The 22,529-nt window shown below is 72.2% G+C and carries 15 protein-coding genes; 5 read left to right on the top strand and 10 right to left on the bottom strand.

Features of this window, described 5'->3' with window-relative positions; genetic code table 11:
• Positions 1-258: 258 nt before the first annotated feature.
• The 5 genes from AC068Z_RS33980 to AC068Z_RS33960 all read right to left on the bottom strand — a co-directional run bounded on the left by AC068Z_RS33980 (position 259) and on the right by AC068Z_RS33960 (position 7,185).
• On the bottom strand, positions 259-1,086 hold the full coding sequence (locus AC068Z_RS33980; RefSeq protein ID WP_478564552.1) for a GNAT family N-acetyltransferase: 828 nt from the start codon (positions 1,084-1,086) through the stop codon (positions 259-261).
• A gap of 141 nt (positions 1,087-1,227) precedes the next feature.
• Positions 1,228-3,330 carry an IucA/IucC family protein gene (locus AC068Z_RS33975; RefSeq protein WP_478564549.1) on the bottom strand — a complete coding sequence of 701 codons (2,103 nt, stop codon included), beginning with the start codon at positions 3,328-3,330 and terminating at the stop codon, positions 1,228-1,230.
• A gap of 64 nt (positions 3,331-3,394) precedes the next feature.
• Positions 3,395-4,900 carry a diaminobutyrate--2-oxoglutarate transaminase family protein gene (locus tag AC068Z_RS33970; RefSeq protein WP_478564883.1) on the bottom strand — a complete coding sequence of 502 codons (1,506 nt, stop codon included), beginning with the start codon at positions 4,898-4,900 and terminating at the stop codon, positions 3,395-3,397.
• Positions 4,901-5,377: 477 nt separating this feature from the next.
• Positions 5,378-6,280, bottom strand: coding sequence for a nitrilase-related carbon-nitrogen hydrolase (locus AC068Z_RS33965; protein ID WP_478564546.1), 903 nt, complete (start codon positions 6,278-6,280; stop codon positions 5,378-5,380).
• Between the two features lie 155 nt (positions 6,281-6,435).
• Positions 6,436-7,185, bottom strand: a complete 750-nt coding sequence (locus AC068Z_RS33960) for a TetR/AcrR family transcriptional regulator (protein WP_478564544.1) — start codon at positions 7,183-7,185, stop codon at positions 6,436-6,438.
• 97 nt (positions 7,186-7,282) lie between these two features.
• Between AC068Z_RS33960 and AC068Z_RS33955 the strand changes: the two genes are divergently transcribed.
• The 3 genes from AC068Z_RS33955 (at position 7,283) to AC068Z_RS33945 (ending at position 9,888) form a co-directional block, all read left to right on the top strand.
• Positions 7,283-8,194 (top strand): SDR family oxidoreductase, encoded by a 912-nt coding sequence (locus AC068Z_RS33955; protein WP_478564541.1) that lies wholly within the window; start codon positions 7,283-7,285, stop codon positions 8,192-8,194.
• Positions 8,195-8,389: 195 nt separating this feature from the next.
• Positions 8,390-8,962, top strand: coding sequence for a class I SAM-dependent methyltransferase (locus AC068Z_RS33950; RefSeq protein ID WP_478564538.1), 573 nt, complete (start codon positions 8,390-8,392; stop codon positions 8,960-8,962).
• A gap of 287 nt (positions 8,963-9,249) precedes the next feature.
• On the top strand, positions 9,250-9,888 hold the full coding sequence (locus AC068Z_RS33945) for a DUF6338 family protein (RefSeq protein ID WP_478564535.1): 639 nt from the start codon (positions 9,250-9,252) through the stop codon (positions 9,886-9,888).
• A gap of 178 nt (positions 9,889-10,066) precedes the next feature.
• On the opposite strand, the gene AC068Z_RS33940 is transcribed toward AC068Z_RS33945, so the two are convergent.
• Both AC068Z_RS33940 and AC068Z_RS33935 read right to left on the bottom strand, forming a co-directional pair.
• Entirely contained in the window at positions 10,067-13,363 is a 3,297-nt protein-coding gene (locus AC068Z_RS33940; RefSeq protein ID WP_478564532.1) for a CHAT domain-containing protein, read from the bottom strand.
• 3 nt (positions 13,364-13,366) lie between these two features.
• Complete coding sequence (locus AC068Z_RS33935; RefSeq protein WP_478564529.1) at positions 13,367-14,032, bottom strand: hypothetical protein; 666 nt, start codon at positions 14,030-14,032, stop codon at positions 13,367-13,369.
• A gap of 307 nt (positions 14,033-14,339) precedes the next feature.
• Between AC068Z_RS33935 and AC068Z_RS33930 the strand changes: the two genes are divergently transcribed.
• Complete coding sequence (locus tag AC068Z_RS33930; protein ID WP_478564526.1) at positions 14,340-15,563, top strand: trypsin-like serine peptidase; 1,224 nt, start codon at positions 14,340-14,342, stop codon at positions 15,561-15,563.
• Positions 15,564-15,725: 162 nt separating this feature from the next.
• The gene (locus tag AC068Z_RS33925; RefSeq protein ID WP_478564523.1) at positions 15,726-16,892 is read left to right on the top strand and encodes a trypsin-like serine peptidase; all 1,167 of its coding nucleotides are present in this window, start codon (positions 15,726-15,728) and stop codon (positions 16,890-16,892) included.
• Between the two features lie 58 nt (positions 16,893-16,950).
• On the opposite strand, the gene hflX is transcribed toward AC068Z_RS33925, so the two are convergent.
• The 3 genes from hflX to AC068Z_RS33910 all read right to left on the bottom strand — a co-directional run bounded on the left by hflX (position 16,951) and on the right by AC068Z_RS33910 (position 22,314).
• Positions 16,951-18,450 carry a GTPase HflX gene (hflX, locus tag AC068Z_RS33920; protein WP_478564520.1) on the bottom strand — a complete coding sequence of 500 codons (1,500 nt, stop codon included), beginning with the start codon at positions 18,448-18,450 and terminating at the stop codon, positions 16,951-16,953.
• 177 nt (positions 18,451-18,627) lie between these two features.
• Positions 18,628-20,103, bottom strand: a complete 1,476-nt coding sequence (locus AC068Z_RS33915) for a M1 family metallopeptidase (RefSeq protein ID WP_478564517.1) — start codon at positions 20,101-20,103, stop codon at positions 18,628-18,630.
• An 81-nt stretch (positions 20,104-20,184) separates the two neighbouring features.
• Positions 20,185-22,314, bottom strand: coding sequence for a RelA/SpoT family protein (locus AC068Z_RS33910; RefSeq protein WP_478564514.1), 2,130 nt, complete (start codon positions 22,312-22,314; stop codon positions 20,185-20,187).
• Positions 22,315-22,529 lie beyond the last annotated feature (215 nt).

The following is a 22,529-nucleotide window of genomic DNA, read 5'->3' as shown; positions in this document are numbered from 1 at the left end:
GGATCGAGTCGGTGTTGTTCGCGGGTGCTGCGGGTCATGCGGGGCGGTCGGGGGCGGGCGGGGCGGCGGCGTTCGCACGGGTGAGCCGGGCTGCGCGGGGCGTCACGGTCGGCGGGTTCTGCGATCGTGCGGGGCGGGCGGGGCGTTTCGGCGACGGTGCTACGGCGGTGGCCCAGCGGATCTGAAATCGGTCCGCTCGGACTGGGAACCTCGGCGACCCGAGCGGTGTACCAAGAGTGACGACACCGCAGCGTGCCGTCACAGCAGATCGCGCAAGGCCCGGTCCCTGACCATGAGGGCGGCTCGCTTGGCGGGCAGGTCGACCTCGGCGGAGAACCGGAACCCGGCGCTCAGGAAAGCAGCCACGGAAGGAGTGTTGCGAATGTCGGGTTCCGCGACGACTCGCGCACAGGCGGGGCGCATGTCGAGGGCACGGTCGGCGACGGCTCTGAGAAGAGTGGAGCCGAGGCCCCGTCCCCGCTCGGCGATATCACCGATCAGGAGGTGGAGCCCGGTGTCGTGAGGTCGCGCCGGGTAGTGACGGGCCAGTTGATCGAGGTCCGCCCGGTAGATCTCCCAGTAGCTCATCGGCGTTCCGTCCAGCACGCCCATGCACGCCACACTGCGCCCGTCCCCGACGACCTGGGACCGCACGTGTTCCTCCGTCACGCTCTGGGGCCCGGCCAGCTCCCAGAAGGCGGCGACGGCGGGGTCGTTCATCCATCGGCTGAGGAGGGGCAGGTCTCGTCCGAGGTGCACAGGGACCAAGTGGAAGACGCCCGCAACCGTGGTGATCGGACCCCAGTCGACGACCTGGTCGAGGAGGTCGGTGCCGGGTGGCACGACGGCGGCGGGCTGGGTGAGCGGGGCCGCTCCCGCACCCCCGACCTCGTCGGAGTTGGAGGCGGAGCCGACGTCCTCGGTAGCCGCGAGCAGCGCGAGGAGTTCGTCCGGCAGGCGTAGGTCCAGCGTGTCCTCGCTGTCCCCACCGGGACAGGCACCGGGGGCCGTGCCGGTGCCTGTCCCGGTGGGGACAGCTGCGGCGGGGTCGATACCGGCGTCGGTGCTCGCGTCGTTGAGAGCCACGGCGACGCTCCTCTCAGAAGACGGGGTGGGTCATGGTCCTCGGAAATGCGCAGCTGAGTTGATCAGGAAGGTCAGGTTCAGGGGTATCGGGTTCAGGCAGTTCTGGCGGTTCTGGCGGTTCCGGCCGTCCTACGGCACAGCTCAGACATGAAGGGGGTTGGCGATGGTGACGTAGACGGACTGGGTGTCGACCGGGCCCACGAGTTCGTCCAGGCCGTGAAGCCGGGTGAGGAGGTTCGCCTTGCAGCGCAGGGTGGGTGAGTCGAGCAGACGAGCCGGGAGTGAGGTTCGCAATCGGGCTGGGCCTGAGGCCACGTCGCCTAGGAATCGGCGGAAGGCGGCGAGCAGCAACTGTTCCTCGGCGAGGCCCTGGGAGCCGAAGGCGCCGATGAGGCCGAGCACGTTGTTGATGGCGAGGTAGTAGGCGAAGCGTTCGTCGGTCACTTCGTCGGAGACGAAGGTGTCGCTCTGCTCGCCGATGCCGGGCAGTCGGGCGTCGAGTTCGGCGCGGCGGGATTCGCGGAAGTAGTAGCCCTGGTTGTCGCGGTACCTACCGCCGGCGGGCCAACCGTCCGTGTCCAACAGGAGCAGGGTGTTCTGCTGATGCGCCTCCAGTGCGATGCCGGCCTCAGCGTCGAACCAGAGCACCGGGCGGACCACGTGTTCGAGGTAGCGCAGGAACCACTCGGCGGACACCGCGCCGCGGGGTCGGCCGGTCCGGGCGGCGAGGCGTGTGATGACTTCGGCCAGCCGGGAACGCCAGGTCGGGGTCGAGGCGGTCGGGCGGTGGTGTTCGTTGGCGTTGCTCAGTGCGACCTGCGGCCGGATGGGGACGGGCCCGACGAGGTCGGTCGGCGCGCCCAGCGGGCGGGGGGACACGAACCCGGCGACACAAGAGACGTCGGCGGCGGGGTGGAACGGGTTGTGCCTGATCATCACGTCCAGCCCGGGCACCGGATCACCCTGCGGTCCGTCGACGGCGAGCCAGGCAGGGTCACGGACGATGTCGAAGCCTGGGTGCGCGGCCTGCCACTGCCCGGACAGGCCGGAGCGAAGGAGGCGGTGGACCTCGACACCGCGGTGCAGTTCCTTGCGGAGGTTCTCACGACGGGAGTTGGTGATGCGAAGGCCCAGCGAGAGTTTGAGCATGGCGGGGGCGCCGGACTGATGGACAGTACGCACGGAGGAGGTGGGATGCCACGGGGTGCCATGAGGGCCGAGGTCCCGGAGCAGTCCGGCGTCGAACAGGGCGGCGATCTCCGGACGGTGGCGGACCTCGCGGAGTTGCCACGGGTGCAGGGGCAGGGCCGCGTACGTGTCGGGCAGGGGCAGTCCGGGTCCGGCGAGCCTGGTCGTGAGCTGGGGCGCGGAGACCGGGCGCCCGCGTTCGGTCCAGGCCGAGTCGGTGACGAGTACTGAGGGAGCTACGGCGATCCAATGGAGGGGAAAGGACCCGCGCAATTCAGGTGAGTACGGCCGGACTTCGGATTCGGAAAGGCCCTCCCGGCTCTTCGGGGCGGGGTGCAGCGGGTGTCCGAGGACGAGTGCCTGCTCGGCGCTGAGGAAGAGGTCGGGGCCGTCGGCGGGCCGCTCCCTGCGATCGCGGATGAAGAGGGCGGTATGCCGGACTGAGTCGGCTACTCGGGAGACGAGATCAGTGCCGTGGGGGGAGGCGTGGGGTGAGAAACGTGGTGCCGCGGTTCCGGGGCCGGCCGGAGTCTCCCGGGACAGCAGTGCGGCAACCGTGACCGCGTCGATGGGCGGGGACTGTTCGAGGGCGCCTGCCAGGTGCGGGAGGCCGAAGCGGTGCCAGCCAGTTGGGGACCAGTAGCGGACCGGAGCGATCAGAGCCGTGCCGCTAGCGGGGAGGGGGATTCGCAGGGTGCCGTCGGTGGGGGCCGGGAGGCCAGCTTCCCGGACCCAGCAGCGGAGAAGGTTCTCCGCGGCGGCGGCCTGGGCCGCGGTGTACGGGTCGGGGTGATCGAGGAGGTCGGTGGTGGGGCGGCGCAGCCGTTCCACGTCGGGAGCACCGCCCTGTGCAGGAGTGTGCGGCGGTGAGGGTGCCGGGGTCTCTCCTGACGGCGAGTTGTCCTCGGGCGCCGGACGTGCCCACGCCGGGTCGCCCCCCTGCTGGGGGACGGAGACGTGCGTCAGCGCGAGCGGCGGCTCGGGGTGGGAGAGGCGTGCGTCCGCCGGGGTGGCTCCCCTCGGGGGGTGCTCGTCGGAGGCGGGGGTGGTGTTCAACGTCTGGTCGGTTCCCAACGTCTGCTCTGTTCCTGGGGAGGTGGTTCTGGTGGAGAGGAAGTTGTCAGTGGTGAGGCCGGAGTTCGGTGTGAGCCTGCGTGGCCGCGTTCACCGCGTCGGTCAGGCGGTCCAGTACCGCGGCCGCCTGCTCGTCGCTGATCGTCAGCGGTGGGAGGAGCCGTACGACGCTGTTGTGGCGTCCTCCGAGTTCGACGATCAGCCCTCGGCGCAGGCATTCCCGCTGGACGGCGGCGGCGAGTTCGGGGGCCGGCGGCCGGGGATGACGAGCGGCACCCGATCGCGGCAGCTCCTGACTCGGTTCCGGGTGTGGATCCGGCAGCGGGTCCTGGAGCGCGTCCGGGATCTGGGGCACGTCCGCGGTCTGAAGCGCGTTCGCAGTCTGCAGCGCGCCCATGGCCTGGGGCGCGTCCGAGGCCTGGGGCGGCCGCCCTCGCTCCTCGCCGGGTTCCACCACCTCCACGCCGATCATCAGGCCCCTGCCCCGGACATCGCCGACGCAGGCGAACTCGTCCATGAGTGCGCCGAGTTCGGAGAGCATGCGGGTGCCCAGGTGGTGGGCGCGTTCGGCGAGGGCGTTCTCGCGGACGTAGGCGAGGGTCGCCGTGCCGGCGGCCATGGCGAGCTGGTTGCCTCGGAAGGTGCCCGCGTGGGCGCCGGGTTCCCAGACGTCGAGGTCCTCGTGGTAGACGACGACGGCCAGGGGGAGGCTGCCGCCGATGGCCTTGGAGAGCACCATCACGTCGGGAGTGACCCCGCTGTGCTCCACGGCCCAGAAGGCGCCGGTGCGTCCGACGCCGGTCTGGACCTCGTCGACGATCAGCGGGATGGACCGGTCGGCGGTGAGTCGGCGCATGTTGCGCAGCCAGGGGTCTGGCGCGGGGATCACTCCGCCCTCGCCCTGCACGGGTTCGAGGATCATGCCGGCGGGGTGCGGTACCCCCGACCTGGGGTCGTCGAGGACGGATTCCGTCCAGTGGGCGGCGAGTTCGGCGCCGCGTGCGCCTCCGACGCCGAACGGGCAGCGGTAGTCCTGGGGGTAGGGCAGGCGGGCGACGCGTACGTCGAGGGCGTTGCCGGAGGCTTCGAGGGCGCCGGCGGTCATCCCGTGGTAGGCGCCGGTGAAGGCGAGCATCCCGTCACGGCCGGTGGCGGTGCGGACGAGCTTGAAGGCGGCCTCGACGGCATCCGTGCCGGCGGGCCCGCAGAACTGCACGCGTGCGTGCTCGGCGAGTCCGGGCGGCAGCGTGCGGAACAGTTCGGTGGTGAAGGCGTCCTTGACCGGGGTCGCCAGGTCGAGGACGTGCAAGGGGGCGCCGGAGTCGAGGACCTTGCGGATGGCTTCCAGGACGACCGGGTGGTTGTGGCCGAGCGCCAAAGTCCCGGCTCCGGAGAGACAGTCCAGGTACCGCCGCCCGTCCGCACCCTCGATCGTCATCCCGCGCGCCCGCACGGGGACGATCGGCAGGGCACGCGCGTAAGTCCGCGCCGCCGATTCGCGGGCGGACTGCCGCCGCAGGATGCCCTCGTGCCACGAGGAACGCTCCCCCAGCCCTTCGCGCTGCCGCCGCCCACCCGCCTCGCGACCACCCGACTCGCGCCCGTCCGCTTCACCCGCCCTCGGCGCAGGCGCTCCGGCCACATCCCTGCCTGTTTCTCCTGCCTCACACACCCCCAGCGCCCCGGCCGACCCTCCATGCGCAGACTCGGTCACAGCCACCGCTCCCCGTCCTCCCGCCGTCCAGGGGCGAGCAGGTCACGTGTGTCCTCGCCCGTCCCGACATACGCACCCCCGCGAGCCTTCACTCGAAGCTCCGGGGAATTGGGCACGGGGGCGCGCTCGGACAGCAGAACCCCCACCGCTACCAACCGCGCACCGCTCACCCGGTTACGGGTTGCATCAAGATCCTTGCCAGGACAGGGGCGTCGACGCGATGCCCGCTACGGGCTCTGGCCGACGATCTTCATCGCGAAGTGCGAAGTGCGAGGTCCCAACTGCGAGGTGCGAGGTCTCCAGTGCGAAGTGCGTTCACGACTCGTCGACGCGCAGGGAGAAGATGTCCGGGCGGGCGTAGTGGCCGGTCGGGTCGAAGTCGAAACGGGCGCGGGTCAGGTCGTCGAGGTCGAGTTCGGCGGTCAGGATGCCCTCGCCGTCGCGCAGTGGACCGGCGAGGACCTCGCCCAGCGGGGAGACGATGACCGAACCGCCGCCGATCAGGACCGTGTCGGGCTCGTCGCCCTGGACCGGGTGGACGTCGACGGGCAGGGCGTCGCGTCGCAGGTACTGGGCGGCGCTCAGCACGAAGCAGCGGCCCTCCAGGGCGACATGGCGCATCGTCGCCTGCCAGGCGTCGCGGTCGTCCACGGTGGGCGCGCACCACAGGTCGACGCCCTTGGCATACATGGCCGTTCGGAAGAGCGGCATGTAGTTCTCCCAGCAGATGGCCGCGCCCAGGCGGGCCGTGCCGGTGTCGATCACCGGCAGGGTGGAGCCGTCGCCCTGGCCCCACAGGTAGCGTTCGGCGGCCGTGGGCATGAGCTTGCGGTGCAGCCCGAGGTAGCCGTCGGGGCCGAAGAACAGGGCCACGCAGTAGAGGGTGCCGCGCTGCCGTTCGACGGCGCCGACGACGGCGTGGCAGCCGAGTTCGCGGGTCAGCGCGGCAAGAGCGGCCACCTCGAGACCGGGCACGTCGATGGCGGAGGCGTGGTAGCGGCGGAAGAGTTCACGTCCGGCCGGGGTGCGGCTGCCGACGGTGATGCCGAAGTCGAGGCCCTTGGGATAACCGCCGAGAAACGCCTCGGGAAGGACGACGACATCGGTGCGGTGCCCGACGGCGGCCTCGCGGATCAGTTCCTCGGCCCGGGACAGCGCGGCCGCAGTGTCGAACAGCGGGGCTGCGGCCTGGACTACGGCGGCGGTCAGTGTATTCATGCCGTCGAGCGTAGAAATGCGGTCTGGTATCGATCAACCGATGGGATATCGGAGGTGTACGGAACTGTTTGAGCCCTCGCGGACAGGCCGGACCGGTGCCCCGGACGCGGCCGGCTCGGGGCGTCGGTCGGCGTCCGGACTCTCGGCTCGGGGCGTCAGTAGCCGTCCGGACTCTCGGCCCGGCCCCGGTCGAGCAGCGGCTCCGCCCCCAGCGGTACGTCCTCCTCGCGGGCGAGCAGGCCGGAGATCGACACCTCCAGTACCTGCCGCACCAGGTCCGGGAAGTCCACGCGCAGCGCGCCGAGCGCCGGGTCGGCGTCGTAGGCGGCGAGCAGCGCCTTGGGCGGGCGGCTGTACGGCCAGGCCCCGCTGATCACCAGCATGACCAGCCCGACCAGCCGGAACGCGTCCTGAGGGCCGAGTTCCGGCACGTACCGCAGGGCCAACTGCCCGAGTGTCTCGATGCCCCGCATGGAGGCGTGCTTGTGCTGGAGGGCGACCTCGGTGGAGACGTTGTGCTCCAGCACCGCGGCCTGTGCGCTCACCAGGTCGCACAGCACCGGCCGCCCGGCGATCGACTCGGCCAGGATCCCGGCCAGCCGGTCCCCGCGCTCCCGCACCGAGCCCGAGGGCTGCCCCGTAGCCCGTCCGAACCTCTCCTCGAACGCCCGCTCCAGCTCGGCGATCCAGTCCTGTGTCTCCGCGTCCAGCAACTGCAACAACACGGCTTCGCGCGACTCGAAGTAGCGCAGGACGTTGGACTTGGCCAGGCCGACGCGTCGGCTCAGTTCGTTGAGGCTCAGCTTCGCGACCGGCATCTCGGTCAGCATCGCTGCCGCGGTGTCCAGGATCTGCCGCCTTCGCTCGCCGCGTTGTTCGTCGTTGCGGGCGCGTTTGAAGGTCACGTCGACATCGTACATACCGGTGGTCTGTTGTTAAGAGACTACCGGTCTGTTAGCCTCGGAAGCAGGTAACAGACCACGAGTCTCTTAAGGATGAGCCATGTATCAGGTGCCCGATCAGGCAGGAAAGCTGGCCGTCGTGACCGGCGCGAACAGCGGGACCGGCAAGGAGACCGCCAAGCGTCTTGCGGCGGCCGGCGCGCAGGTGGTGCTCGCGGTGCGCACCCCGGAGAAGGGCGAGCGGGCCCGCGCCGAGATCCTCGCCGCGCACCCCTCCGCCCGGGTGGAGGTCCGCCGTATCGACCTGGCCGACCTCGCCTCTGTCCGCGCCTTCGCCGACGACCTGATCAGCGACGGTCGGCCGCTGGACCTGCTGGTCAACAACGCCGGCGTGATGACCCCGCCGCACCGCAGGGAGACCGCCGACGGCTTCGAGCTCCAGATGGGCAGCAACTACCTGGGCCCCTTCGCGCTGACCGTCCGGCTGCTGCCGTTGCTGCTGGCCGCGCCCGCGCCGCGGGTGGCCACCATGAGCAGTGGCATGGCCAACATGGGCCGGATCAACTTGGACGATCTCCAGTGGGAGCGCGGCTACCGCCCGGCCCCCGCCTACGCCCAGTCCAAGCTGGCCGACCTGATGATGACCCGCCGGCTCGCCGACATCGCGGCCACGCGCGGCTGGCCGTTGCTGTCCGTCGGCGCGCACCCGGGCTACACCCGTACGAACCTGCAGGTCAGCGGCCCCCACATGGGCGGCAAGCCGCCCTTGCTGCACCGAGTCGCCCTGAAGATCACACCCTCGCAGGGCGTCGAGCAGGGCGCGTCCCCGCTGCTGTACGCGGCCACCAGTCCGGACGCCGTGCCCGGCGGCTATTACGGACCCCGCTGGTCGATGGTCGGTCCGACGGCGGTCGCCCGCCCACCGCGCCGGGCCCTGGACCAGGCGGTCGCCGCCCGCCTGTGGACCGAGTCCGAACGCCTCACCGGCGTCGCCGTACCGGCCCATGTCTGACCGGCCCATGTCTCACCGGCCCACGACCGACCGGCCCACTGATCGGCCCGGGTTCGAGACGTCGCGCGGAGGCCGCACTCTCGGGCAGCCCGCATGCCGGCCAGGGGGCCCCACATGACCGCCGTCGGCACCGCCTCACTCACGCGCCCTCGATGCTGCCCCCGCCGGCCCTCGGCGGAGCCGAGCGATCAGGCCTTGTTTCTACGGCAATGGCTGCGCGCCCCCGCGCGCATGGGTGCCGTCGCGCCCAGTTCGCGTCGCCTGGCCGAGGCCGTGTGCGCGGCCGTGCCCGAGCGCGGGGAACCCGTCGTGGTGGAGCTGGGCGCCGGTACCGGGCCGTTCACCGCGGAGATCCAGCGCAGGCTGGGCGGCCGGGGCCGTCATCTTGCCGTGGAGATCGACCCGCTGCTGGCCGCTCGCCTGGCCCACCGCTACCCGGCCGCCGAGGTGATCCCGCGCGACGCCGTACAGCTGCGGCGGCTGCTGGACGAGCGCCGGGTCGAGGGCGCCAACGTCGTGGTCAGCGGACTGCCCTGGGCCGTCTTCCCGCACGCCACCCAGGAACGGCTCATGGACGCGACGGCTTCGGCGCTCCGACCGGCGGGCACGTTCACGGCGTTCACCTACCTCCACGCCGTCCCCCTCGCCGCCGCCCGCCGCTTTCGCGAGCTGCTGACCGACCGCTTCGAGGAGGTCGTACCGAGCCGCACGATATGGCGGAACACTCCCCCGGCCTTCGTCCTGCACGCGCGCAGGCCGCGCCGCTGACCACCCCAGTGCCCCTCCGCTGACCCGACGCAGACCCGCCACCGACCGCGCCGCTGAGTCGCCACCGACCACGCCACCCACTCGCCGCACACCGCGCCGCTGAATTCCGCTGACCCTCCGCGGGGGGCGCCGCCGACCCTCCACTGACCCGCCGCTCACCCGCCGCTCACCCTCCGCGGACCGCGCCCCGACCCGCCACCGATCGCGCCGGGCGTTTACCGCAGCCCCACATCGGGGTACGAGCTGCGATCCGGGGCGGGTGTGTGCGGTGAGGTGGAGGCGGGGGGATGGGGCAGGCGCCCTCGACGGTGGTCCAGCTGGCGCTCCTGGTGGTGGTCGTGCTGCCGGGGGCCGTGTACCAGTTCCTGCGCGAGCGGTTCCGCGGATCGCTGCCCGGCGAACGCGACCTGGGTGAGCGGGTGTTGCGGGCGCTCGCCGCGTCCGTGGTCCTCAATTCCCTGTACGCCGTCGTCGCCGGTCCCTCGTTGGTGCGGCTGGCTCGGGACCTGGAGGGCGGGTGGCAGGGCGTGCTGGAGCGGCCGCGGGCGGCGGGGCTGACCGGGCTGCTGCTGTTCTTCCTCGTGCCGGCGCTCGCGGCCGGGGCGGTGTCGTGGTGGCAGCGGCGCAGGCTGCCAGCGCGGTACCGCAGCACACCCACGTCCTGGGACCACATGTTCCGCTCGCGCGGCTCTTGCTTTGTGCGGGTCCGGCTGAAGGACGGCTCGTGGGCCGGGGGTTGGTACGGCTCCCGGTCCTACGCCACGTCGTATCCGCAGCCGCCCGCGCTGTTCCTGGAGTCGGCCTGGCGCCTCGGTCCCGACGGCAGTTTCGCGCACCGGATCGAGCACTCCGCCGGGCTGCACATCCGCGCCGAGGACGCCGACGTGGTGGAACTGCTCGAGGCACCGAGGGAGGCACAGGAGTGAGTGAGCGGGAACTGACCCCTCAGGAGAGGGAGTTGTTGGCCGAAGCGGACGCGTTCCGCGGTGGGTACACGCCGGAGGATCACACGGCTGAACCCCTGGTGGGCCCCGCCGGGCCGGGGGCGGTGGCTCCTCCGGCGCGGGCGCAGGACGCGGGCGAGGCCGGCGACTCCGACGGGAGTCAGACGCCCATGTGAACGTAACCGGCCCACAGGCCGGGGAAGTTCGGGTAGGCGAGCCGCGCAGCTCGGGTCGCGTGATGCGCCGCCAGGGCTGCCCCGGGGCGGCCGGTGCCGGTGCCGGCCGAGGCCAGCCGTCGGTACACGTCCTCCGCGAAGCGGAAGGTGACGCGGTCGTGGCTCGGCCAGAGGGCGGCCAGGACCTGCGGAAATCCGGCCAGTTGAAAGGCGGCGGCGAGGTGGACGGCCTCGTCGGGCAGCCGGAGGCTGGGGTGGGCCGTGTCGCAGGCGGAGAGGTACGCCAGTTCCGTGCCGGTCAGCTCCAGCCGGGAGATGTCGGCCACGGACAGCGCCTCGTTACCGTGCAGCAGCAGCCGGCCCGCCGAGGGGTCCTCCAGATCCGTGACGCCGTGGCAGGCGAAGTGCACCCAGGGGCGGCCGGGCAGTTCGGCGAGTATCCGCTCCCGCGTCGCCTCCGCGCCGACGAGTACGCGCGAGCCGCCGAAGAGACGGCCCACCGAGTCCGCTTCGGCGCGGGCGTGCCGCAGCACGGCCGGATCGCCCGGCACCGCCGCCTCCCCCGGCACGGCCACCGCCAGCGGCCGCGGTGGGCCCGCGGCGCCCGGCCGGGCCCGGGCTGCCGCGAGGGCCCGGACGGTGGGGGTGTACGACGACACCACGCGGTCCAGTACCGTGCGCGGCTCGGGATCGTCTCGGGTGCCGTGGTGTCCGGCGGCGTGGATCGGCAGGAACGACAGGATGCCGGTGGGCACCCACCACACCCTCGGCCAACGAGGCCCGGGCCGGCGAAGCTCCAGGGCGTCCAGCACCGGTCCCGCCGCCGCGTCCCACAGCCACTCCAGCACGTCGGCGACGGTGCGCTGGTCCTCGGGCGTCAGGGACGGGGACGACATGACCGAGTCGAAGCGCTGGACCTGCCGGGCGGTTTCCTCGGCGGTGAGCGCGGGGAGCGGGACAACGCGGACGCCGGTGGAGGTCAGTGCGATGGCCTGGGAGCCGAACCCGCTGACGTTCAGACAGACCACAGGACCCTGGCGGGCCTCGGCGACCAACTCCTCCAGCCCCGGCTCCCTCGCGAACCCCCCGAACCCGTCCTCCTGCCGGATGCGCTCCAACAGGGCGTCCTGACGGGCGAGCAAGTCACGGTGCCGGCCTCGGAGACGATCGGGGCCGAGACCGTCGTACTGGCCGGTGGCCTGCGCGGGGTGATGCGGCTCGCCGACAGCACCGGGACGCGAACCCGGGTCCACGACCGGGCCGGCACCGCCGTATCCGACCGAAGTGGCCGAAGTGGCCGAAGTGGCCGAAGTGGCCGAAGTGGCCGAAGTGGCCGAAGTGGCCGAATTACCCAAAGTGGCCGAAGTGGCCGAAGTGGTGTGGAACCGGCCAGAGGACTGCGGCTCCGGAGCAGCACGGACGCCGTGCCCCACGGGGGGTCGCCGCCGTGTGCGCAGTTCCGCGACGCCGTCCAGCTCGGCGCGTACGTCGGCGAGTTCCCGCGCCAGTTCGGGGTGGCGGGTGCGCAGGGCCGTGAGATCCGCGCGCTCGGTCAGTCCGCGCCACAGCAGCAGGCCCCGGCCCTTCTCCAGCAGCAGCACCGCCGTGTCGGGGCGGCCGGCGGCGACGGCGCAGGCGGCGGCCGCCGCGGCGACGCCGTTCCAGCGGCCCAGTTGGTACTCCTGGTCGGCGCGCCGCAGATCGGGGGCGGCCAGGCCGGGCAGCAGGCCGATCACCTGCTCGAACGCCTCCACCGCCTGCCCGTACTCCCCCGCCGACGCCGCTACGTCCGCCCAGGCGAGCCCCGCCACGACCCGCAGGCCGATCCCCGCGTCCCGCCCCACGGCGGCCTCCCGCCCCAGCCGCAAGGCCCGCTCCAGATCGGCCCCGGCCACCTCCGCCACCCCATCCCCACCCACACCGGCCCCCGCACCCACACGCGGACCCCCACCGTCACCCGCCCCCGCACCCCCCGCCGCCCCATGCCGATCCCGCAGCGCCAACACCAGGTTGCTCAGCAGCCTCGGCCGCTCGGGGTGGTCCTCGGGGAGGCCCGACAAGGCCTGTTCGCAGAGATGGACGGCCTCGTCCAGGTCCCGGTGGTTTCCGAGCCGGGTGTGGCGGAGCCGGAGTGCGAGGGTGAGGTTGCTTCTCGCGAAGGCGTGGAGGCGGTGGCCCGGTGCCGTCCGCTCCACTGCCTGCCGGCCCAGCGTCACCGCCCGTTCCAGGTCCTGCGCGCCGCCGGTCTCCCGGGAGCGTTCGACGAGCAGGTGACACAGGTTGACCAGGTGCAGTACCCGCCCGGGGTCCTTCTCCCCCGTCGTGTGCAGGGCCTCCTCCCGGTACACGACGGCCGCGGCGAGGTCCTTGCGGCGCTCGGTGCGCAGAAACCGGCTGTAGTACGCCACGCTGAGGTCGCCCAGACAGTGCGCCCGATCGGCATGGCGTTCGGGCAGCGCCCCTGTCGCCTCCTCGCCCAAGGCCACGGCCTCGTCCAGATCGGCGAGTTCGCCCTGATGGTCGTGGCGCAGCCGCAGCGCGGTCGACAGCGCCGACAACAGCGCGGGCCGCCGCGGATCACCCGGTACGCCGTGCGCCACCCGCCGACCGGACTCCACGACCTCACCCAGATCGGTCGCCGACAACAGCGCGGGCCGCCGCGAATCATCCGGCACGCCATGCGCCACCCGCCGACCGGACTCCACGACCTCACCCAGATCGGTCGCCGACAACAGCGCGGGCCGCCGCGAATCACCCGGTACGCCGTGCGCCACCCGGCGACCAGTCTCGACGGCCTCGTCCAGGTCGGCGGGGTCGCGTAGCCGTTCGTAGCGGCCGTACAGCGCCTTGACGAGGTTCGCGGCGTGGACGGTGTGCGCGGGGTGGCCGGCGCTCGCCCGCACCGCGGCCCGCAGCAGCTCGACTCCGTGGTCCAGGGCCGTCACATCGCCTGTGCGGTCGTACTGGACGAGGAGTTCCTTGCCCGTCTCCCCCGTCCGCTCCGCCTCCTCCGGCCGGTACCCGGGATCGAGGCGCCGCCGCCGGGCCACCCGGAGACGGTGCCACGCGGCCGCGCAGCCGGCGCCTGCCAGGAGCCCGGCCGTGAGGAACGCCGCCCAGCGTGCGGAGGCCTGCGGCGAGGCGAGCGCGCAGAGCAGCGCCCCGGCCACCGTTCCGTTGCGCCGGCCCCGCGTGTCGAGATGGCGGTCCGGCACCGTCCAGCAGACCAGACACCACAACGCGCCCCAGACCAGCGCGAGTTCCCAGAGCAGGGACGGCATGCGTCAGCGCTCGCCGTACGCGATGAGGTCCAGCGCCACCCCGTACGCCAGTGCCCGGCCCACCTGGAAGGACCGGCCCGCCATCCGCGCCCCGGGCGACTGTTCCCGGCGCCCCGGTTCGGGCAGGACGTCACGGTGCAGCCGCATGGCCTCCATCGCGGCGAGCATGGCCCAGCCGCCCCACTCCACGCCCTCCGTGTCGCCCATGGACTCGCGCAGGAACTGGCCGAGCCGGGCCCGGATCGCGTCGGCCCGCCAGTCCTCGATGTACGCGGCCAGTTGGGCGGTGACGTAGGTCTCCGCCTCGGCGCGGGCCTGGCGCAGCGCGGCCGGCGGGTTCGGGGCGTCGAGCGGGGACGAACCGGGCCCGGCCCGGTCCATCAGGCCCTGGCCTATGCCGAGCATCAGCAGCGTGGGCAGGGTCGCCGCGTTCGCGCGGTTCTCGTCGACCCCGGGCACCATCGTCGCCGCGGTCGGACCGAGCGTGGGCGGCAGCGCGAACGCCGAGAAGGTCAGCCAGCGTGCCGCCGCCGGCCCGCTGTCCGCCACCCCGGGCAGCAGTCGGCACACGGTGTCGGTCACCTCGCCGCGCAGCAGCTTGGACATCCCCTTCGCGGCCCATCGGTTCAGCCCCAGCTCCCGGAAGGCCCCGGCCACCACATCCTTCATCCGCCCCCACCCCGTCCCCTCCGCCACCGTGCAACTGTCCGCCGCGCGCCGCCAGTTGCCCTTCGCTTCCCGATTCCCTTCCGACCCTGCCGGAACACCCCCGTCCGCACCCGGCGCCGACCGCACCGCACCCCATCCGCCACGGAGGTTGTCCAGGTCAGGCAGCCTGTAGCGAAACCGTTGCCGTACCGGCGGAAGTCCCCCACAGCGAGCGCATAGTGTGTGGTGCCGTCACCGGTCGTCGCCGTGCGCGACGCGGAAGCGCGGCAATGCCGCCAAGTTCGTTCACCTCAGGGGGAGTCAGATCATGCGATCGATACGGCCGTCGTCCACCGCTCGCCGAGGGAGGGGCGCGCGGCGCGGCACCTCCCCCCTGCCCGCCGCTGTCGCCCTGGCCGCGGTCCTCGCGCTCACCGCGACCGCCTGCGACTCGGGCGGCTCCGAGGCCGGTGGCGGCGGATCGTCCGCGACGGCCGCCGCGGGCGACGACAAGATCTCGATCCCGGACGACATCAAGGACCGGCTCAAGGAGCACGGGATCGACATCGACAAGTGGAAGGACGGCGCCTGGAAGGACTGGGACAAGGACGACTGGCTGCGCGAGGCGGAGGACTTCGTCAACCCGATCATCGAGGACCTGTGGGACCCGGACCGGATGCGCGAGGCCGAGGAGCCCGACCAGGGTGTCGAGGAGAGCGACATCTCCGGCGACCAGGGCGTGACCGACCCGACGCCGGCGCCGGTGGAGGCCCAGGCCGTACCGGCCACGTACCACGACAGCGCGCCGACGGCGGGCAAGGTGTTCTTCGACGCGCCCGAGGGCACGATGGTCTGCTCGGCGACGGTCGTGGCGGACCCGGCCAACCCCGGTAAGTCCAACCTGGTGTGGACCGCGGGCCACTGCGTGCACGCGGGCAAGAAGGGCGGCTGGTACCGGAACATCGCGTTCGTGCCGTCGTACAACGACTCCGCCATGGAGACGGCCGCCCTGGAGGGCGCCGCCCCGGAGGAGGTCGCTCCCTACGGTGTCTGGTGGGGCGACTGGGTGCAGACCTCGGACCAGTGGATCGAGCAGGGCGGTGCGACCGGCGGTGACGGCGCCAGCTACGACTTCGCCGTCATCCATGTGACGCCGGAGGAGGGCAGCGGCGGCAAGTCGCTGGAGGAGATGGTCGGTTCGGCGCTGCCGGTGGACTTCAACGCGCCCGCCGTGCCGCAGGTCGACAGCATCACCGCGACCGGCTACCCGGCGGCACCGCCGTTCGACGGGCAGAAGCTGTACCAGTGCCAGGACAAGCCGGGCCGGCTGTCGCTGAACAAGACGGACCCCACGATGTACCGCATCGGCTGCACGATGACCGGCGGTTCGTCCGGCGGCGGCTGGGTCGCCACCGGCTCCGACGGCAAGCCCGCGCTGGTCTCCAACACCTCCATCGGCCCGGTCGAGTCGGGCTGGCTGGCCGGGCCGCGGCTCGGCAAGGAGGCCAAGGGCATCTTCGACGAGGTCAGCGGGAAGTTCGCGGGGCAGTGAGCACCCGCCCGACGAACCTTTAGGCATCCGCGGCGGCGGGACCGGGAAACCTTCACGGTCCCGCCGCCGTTCACCCTCAACTCCCCAGGCATAGTGGGGTTTCGCGTGCCAGAGGCACGCCAGGATCAATCAACACAGCAGTTCTACGGGGGTCACCGCACGATGCGTTCCACACCAACCCGTCTCGCCGCCACCGCGTTGCTCGCGGCCGTGGCACTGACCGCCACCGCGTGCGGCGGTTCCGGCGACGAGCAGGCGAGCGACAAGCCGAGCGCCTCCCGGGCGACCGACCAGGGCAAGGTCGAGGTGCCCCAGGGCATCGCCGACAAGCTCAAGGACCACGGCATCGACGTCGACCGGTGGAAGGACGGCGGCTGGCAGGACTGGGACAGGGACAAGTGGCTCAGTGAGGCCAAGGACTTCGTCAACCCGGTGATCGAGGGCCTGTGGAAGCCGGACCGGATGCGGTCCGCGAAGGAGGCCGACAAGACGGTCTCCGTGAAGGACGCCTCCGCCGACCAGGGCGTCAGCGATCCGGAGCCGGCGCCCGTCGAGGCCGCGGCCGAGAAGACGCCGTACCACAAGAACGCGGCCCCGGTCGGGAAGGTCTTCTTCGACACCCCCGAGGGCGCGGCCGTCTGCTCCGGCACGGTGATCAAGGACGTCAACCACCCGGGCAAGTCCAACCTGGTGTGGACGGCCGGGCACTGTGTGCACGCCGGCGGTGACGGCGGCTGGTACCGCAACATCGCCTTCGTCCCGGCCTACAACGACCTCGGCAAGTCCGAGACGGAGCTGACCGGCGCGAACGCCGCCGAGATCGCCCCCTACGGCAACTGGTGGGCGGACTGGGCCGCCACCTCGAACGAGTGGATCCAGGGCGGCTCCGCCACGGGCGGCGCGGGTGCCGCGTACGACTACTCGGTGCTGCACGTGCAGCCGGAGCAGGGCGGCAAGTCCCTGGAGGAGACGGTCGGTGCCGCGCTGGAGGTCGACTTCTCGGCGCCGTCCGCGACCGAGTCCGGCACGATGGGCGCCTGGGGCTACCCGGCGGCGCCGCCGTACAACGGTCTGCAGATGTTCAAGTGCCTCGACCAGCCGGGCCGGTTCTCGCTCAGCCCGACCCTGCCGACGATGTACCGCATCGGCTGCACGATGACCGGGGGCTCGTCCGGCGGTGGCTGGTTCCGGGTGGTGGACGGCGAGACCAAGCTGGTCTCCAACACCTCCATCGGCCCGGAGGACAACACCTGGCTGGCCGGACCGCAGCTCGGCGAGGGCGCCGAGGCGCTCTACCAGAACATGAGCAAGACGTACGGCGGTCGGTGACCGCACCCGCACGAAGAAGGCCCGCTCCCCATCCAGAGGGAGCGGGCCTTCCGCGTACTCAGGCCGCCGGAGTCGGCACGTACGGCGCCAGCTCCGCGGCCAGCTCCTCGTGCACCCGCGCCTTGAGCAGGGTGCCCTCCGGGGTGTGCTCCGCGGAGATCACCTCGCCCTCGTCGTGCGCACGGGCGACGAGCTTGCCGTGGGTGTACGGCACCAGCGCCTCGATCTCGACGGATGGCCTCGGCAGCTCGTTGTCGATCAGCGCGAGCAGCTCGGCGATGCCCCGGCCGGTGCGGGCCGAGACGGCGATGGAGCGCTTCTCGATCCGCAGCAGCCGCTGGAGCGTCAGCGGGTCGGCCGCGTCGGCCTTGTTGATCACGACGATCTCGGGTACGTCGATGGCGCCGACGTCCCTGATCACCTCGCGTACGGCGGCCAGCTGCTCCTCCGGGTTCGGGTGTGAACCGTCGACCACGTGCAGGATCAGGTCGGACTCGCCGACCTCCTCCATCGTGGAGCGGAACGCCTCGACCAGGTGGTGCGGCAGGTGCCGGACGAAGCCGACGGTGTCCGCCAGCGTGTACAGCCGGCCGCTCGGGGTCTCCGCGCGGCGCACGGTCGGGTCCAGGGTCGCGAACAGGGCGTTCTCGACCAGCACGCCCGCGCCCGTGAGGCGGTTGAGCAGGGAGGACTTACCGGCGTTGGTGTAGCCCGCGATGGCGACCGAGGGCACCTTGTGGCGCTTGCGCTCCTGGCGCTTGATCTCGCGGCCGGTCTTCATGTCCGCGATCTCCCGGCGCATCTTCGCCATCTTCTCGCGGATGCGGCGCCGGTCCGTCTCGATCTTGGTCTCACCGGGACCACGGGTGGCCAGGCCGCCGCCCTTGCCGCCGCCCATCTGACGGGACAGCGACTGACCCCAGCCTCGCAGCCGCGGCAGCATGTACTGCATCTGCGCGAGCGCGACCTGCGCCTTGCCCTCACGGGACTTGGCGTGCTGGGCGAAGATGTCGAGGATCAGGGCCGTGCGGTCGATGACCTTGACCTTGACGACGTCCTCGAGGGCGATCAACTGGCCCGGGCTGAGCTCGCCGTCGCAGATCACGGTGTCGGCACCGCTCTCCAGCACGATGTCGCGCAGTTCCTGGGCCTTGCCGGAGCCGATGAAAGTGGCCGCGTCGGGCTTGTCGCGACGCTGGATCACACCGTCGAGCACGAGCGCGCCCGCCGTCTCGGCGAGGGCGGCCAGCTCGGCGAGGGAGTTCTCCGCGTCCTGCACGGTCCCGGAGGTCCAGACACCGACGAGCACGACCCGCTCCAGACGGAGCTGGCGGTACTCGACCTCGGTGACGTCCTCGAGCTCGGTGGAGAGGCCCGCGACGCGGCGCAGAGCCGCGCGCTCGGAGCGGTCGAACTGCTCGCCGTCCCGCTCTCCGTCGATCTCGTGGCTCCAGGCGACGTCCTCTTCCATCAGGGCATCGGCCCGAAGACCGTCGGGGTGATCGTGCGCCAGACGCTTGCGCCGGCTGTCCTGGGAAGGGGAAGAAGAGGAGGTCATTGGGTCCTTACGTCGTTGAGGATTCCGTTACGGCGGTCATTGTGCACAACGTACGAATGCCCCGGGAGATTCCCGCGGAACCGCTGAGGCCCCGCGGAACCGCTGAGGCCCCGCGTCCCGTGCCGGGCGCCGCCGACCTGAAGATGGTCGCACGGCACGGGACGTCTCGTCATCGCCTTATTTCACGGGGGCGGGCCGCACCGGCGCGACCGGCTTCCAGTCCGGGTGGCCGGGCATCGGCGGGGTCTTCTCGCCGTACAGCCACGGGTGGAGGAAGCCGCTCAGGTCGCGCCCCGACATCTCCGAGGCGAGCGCCACGAAGTCGTCGGTGGTGGCGACGCCGTCCTGGTGGCGGGCGACCCAGGCCCGCTGCAGGCGCTCGAACGCCGGGCGGCCGATCTCCTGGCGGAGGGCGTAGAGGATCAGCGCGGCGCCGTCGTAGACGTTCGGGCGGAAGATGCCGATCTTCTGGCCGGGGTCGGGGACCTTGGGCGCGGCCGGGGGTCCGCCGGCGGCGCGCCAGCGGTCGGAGGCGCCGTACGCGGCCTTCATCCGGGCCTGGAGGGGACGGTCGGCCTTCTCCTCCGCGTACAGGGCCTCGTACCAGGTGGCGTGGCCCTCGTTGAGCCACAGGTCGGACCAGGTGCGGGGGCTGACGCTGTCGCCGAACCACTGGTGCGCCAGCTCGTGCACCATGATCGATTCCACGTACCAGGCCGGGTAGGCGGGCTCGGTGAACAGGTCCAGCTCGAAGAGGGAGAGGGTCTGTGTCTCCAGCTCGAAGCCGGTGTCCACGTCCGCCATGAGCACGCCGTACGTCTCGAAGGGGTAGCGGCCGACCTTGCCCTCCATCCAGGAGATCTGGTCCGGCGTCTTGGCCAGCCACGGCTCCAGGCGCTCGCGGTCCTTGGTGGGGACGACGTCCCGGACGGGCAGGCCGTGCGGTCCCGTCCGGCGGACGACCGTGGAGCGGCCGACGGACACCTGGGCCAGCTCGGTGGCCATGGGGTGCTGGGTGCGGTACGTCCAGGTCGTCTCCGCGCGGGAGCGGTCCACGTCGGTCGGGAGGCCGTTGGCCACGGCGGTGTAGCCGTTCGGGGCGGTCACCCGGATGGTGAACATCGCCTTGTCCGAGGGGTGGTCGTTGCCGGGGAAGACCAGGTGGGCGGCGTCGGCCTGGTTGGCCATGGCGAGTCCGTCCGCGGTGCGCACCCAGCCGCCGTCGCGGTTCTTCGCGGGCATCGGGTCGCTGGTGTGCCGCACGGTGATCCGCAGCCAGCTGCCACTGGGGAGCGGGTCCTCGGGGGTGACGACCAGGTCCTCTCCGGCGGTGGTGAAGGCGGCCGGTTCGCCGTCCAGCTCCACGGAGTGCACCTCGCCGTGGCTGAAGTCGAGGTTGACCCGGTCGAGCGCTTCCGTCGTCCAGGCGTCGATGGTGGTGACCGCCTGGAGGGGCTTGCTGTTGCTGCCGGGATAGGTGAAGGAGAGATCGTACGAGGCGACGTCGTAGCCGGGGTTGCCCAGGTGGGGGAAGAGGCGGTCGCCGAGGCCCCGGGGCTCGGCGGGGGCGCTCGCGGCGAGGAGGCAGACGGACACGGCGGAGGCGAGCAGGGCGGCGGCCTTGCGGCGGTGAGGGCGGGGGGTGTGCGGCATGGACCACCGCTACCAGCGGCGCCGCGCGACACGGCGGCGACGCGCGACCGGCCCACCCGAACGGGTCGCCCCGGGACGTCCCTACGACAGCCCCGGCTGCGTCTGTGTCCTGCTCACGTCGTACACCCCGGCCACGTTCCGCATCGCGCGCATCAGGGTGGGGAGGTGGCCGGCGTCGGGGAGTTGGACGGTGTAGGTGTGGCGGACGCGTTGCTGGGTGGGGGGTTCCACCATCGCCGAGACGATCTCCGCGCCCTCCTGGGCCATCGCCTCCGTGAGGTCCGCCAGGAGGTGCGGGCGGACGAACGATTCGGCTACCAGGGTCACCCGGACTTCCGTCGTGTCGCCCCAGCGCACCCCGACCTCCGGTCGGCCCGTGCTCTTCATCCGGGCCACCGCCGCGCACTGCACGCGGTGCACGGTGACCGCGCCCCCGCGCACCGAGAACCCGGTGATCTCGTCGGGCGGCACCGGCGTGCAGCAGCCCGCGAGCCGTACCGTCGCGTCCGGCTGCTCGGCGACGACGTTGGCCGCAGGGCGGGCGGTCGGGGAGCCCTCCGTGGACAGCGCCTCCGTGGTGGGGCGAGGGGTGGTCGCCCCCTCCTCGGCGCGGCCCTCGCCACCGTCCTCGGGCGAGGGGTGGGCGGCCAGCCAGCGCTGGATGGCGATCCGGGCCGCGGGGGTGTGGGCGTGCTCCAGCCACTCCCTGGAGGGCTCGGAGGCCGGGTCCTGGCCCATGAGGAGCTGGACCGTGTCGCCGTCCCGCAGCACCGTGCTCAGGGTCGCGAGACGCCCGTTCACCCGCGCCCCGATGCAGGCGTGCGCGTCCTCGCCGTACTGCGCGTACGCCGCGTCCACGCAGGTCGCCCCCTCGGGCAGGCCGAGCGTGCCGCCGTCGGGCCGGAAGACGGTGATCTCACGGTCCTGGGCGAGGTCCTCGCGCAGGGTGGACCAGAAGGTGTCGGGGTCGGGCGCCGCCTCCTGCCAGTCCAGGAGCCGGGAGAGCCAGCCCGGGCGGGTGGGGTCGGCACGCTCGCCGTCGACGGGCTCGTCGGACGAGGGGGCGTAGGGATTGCTGAGCGCGACCACCCCGGCCTCCGCCACCTTGTGCATCTGGTGGGTGCGGATGAGGACCTCGACGACCTGTCCGTCCTCGCGCGCCACCGCCGTGTGCAGCGACTGGTAGAGGTTGAACTTCGGTACGGCGATGAAGTCCTTGAACTCCGAGACCACCGGCGTCATACAGGTGTGCAGTTCGCCGAGGACGCCGTAACAGTCCGCGTCCTCGCCGACCAGCACCAGCAGCCGCCCGAAGTCGGCGCCGCGCAGCCGGCCGCGCTTGCGGGCCACCCGGTGCACGGAGACGAAGTGCCGTGGCCGGATGAGGACTTCGGCCTGGATGTCGGCGTCCCGGAGGACCGAGCGCATCTCGTCGGCGACCTCGGCGAGCGGATCGTCCGCGCGGGAGGCGTTGTCGACGATCAACTCCCGTGTGTGCTCGTACTCCTCGGGGTGCAGGATCGCGAAGACCAGGTCCTCCAGCTCGGTCTTGAGCGCCTGTACGCCGAGCCGTTCGGCGAGCGGGATGAGGACGTCCCGGGTGACCTTGGCGATGCGGGCCTGTTTCTCGGGGCGCATCACGCCGAGGGTGCGCATGTTGTGCAGCCGGTCGGCGAGTTTGATCGACATCACGCGGACGTCGTTGCCGGTGGCGACGAGCATCTTGCGGAAGGTCTCCGGCTCGGCGGCGGCGCCGTAGTCGACCTTCTCCAACTTCGTGACGCCGTCGACGAGATAGCGGACCTCGGCGCCGAACTGCTCGCCGACCTGATCGAGCGTCACCTCGGTGTCCTCGACGGTGTCGTGGAGCAGGGAGGCGGTCAACGTCGTGGTCTCGGCGCCGAGTTCGGCGAGGATGAGGGTCACTGCGAGCGGGTGCGTGATGTACGGCTCGCCGCTCTTGCGCATCTGGCCGCGGTGGGAGGACTCTGCCAGCACATAGGCGCGGCGCAGCGGTTCGAGGTCGGCGTCGGGGTGGTGGGCGCGGTGGGCCTCGGCGACATGGCCGATGGCGTCCGGCAGCCGGTCGCGGGCGGCCGGGCCGAGCAGCGCGGCGCGACCGAGACGCCGCAGGTCGATCCGGGCCCGCCAGCGCGCGGCGGGCCCGGCTACCGGACCTGGGGTCGCGGGGTTCGTGGCCTCCGCACTCATGGGCACCTCCGGCTGCGTGGACCGGCGGACGGGGTGCCCCATGGCGGACACGGCTCAGGGGGTGGCAACGCATCCCCCGTCCGGGCCGGTGCTTGATGCTACCGAGCCCATCACGCGCGGCTGACCGCCTCTCGCCGAGCGTGAAACGGATCACCCATTCGAGCGAAGGTTCGCAGGTTTACGGTTTCGAACCGTGCGACCTGCGGCCGACCTGG

The organism is Streptomyces sp. NPDC043726, assembly GCF_056436565.1.
Note: the sequence above shows the minus strand (reverse complement) of the source record. Positions and strands in the feature narration are given on the sequence as shown.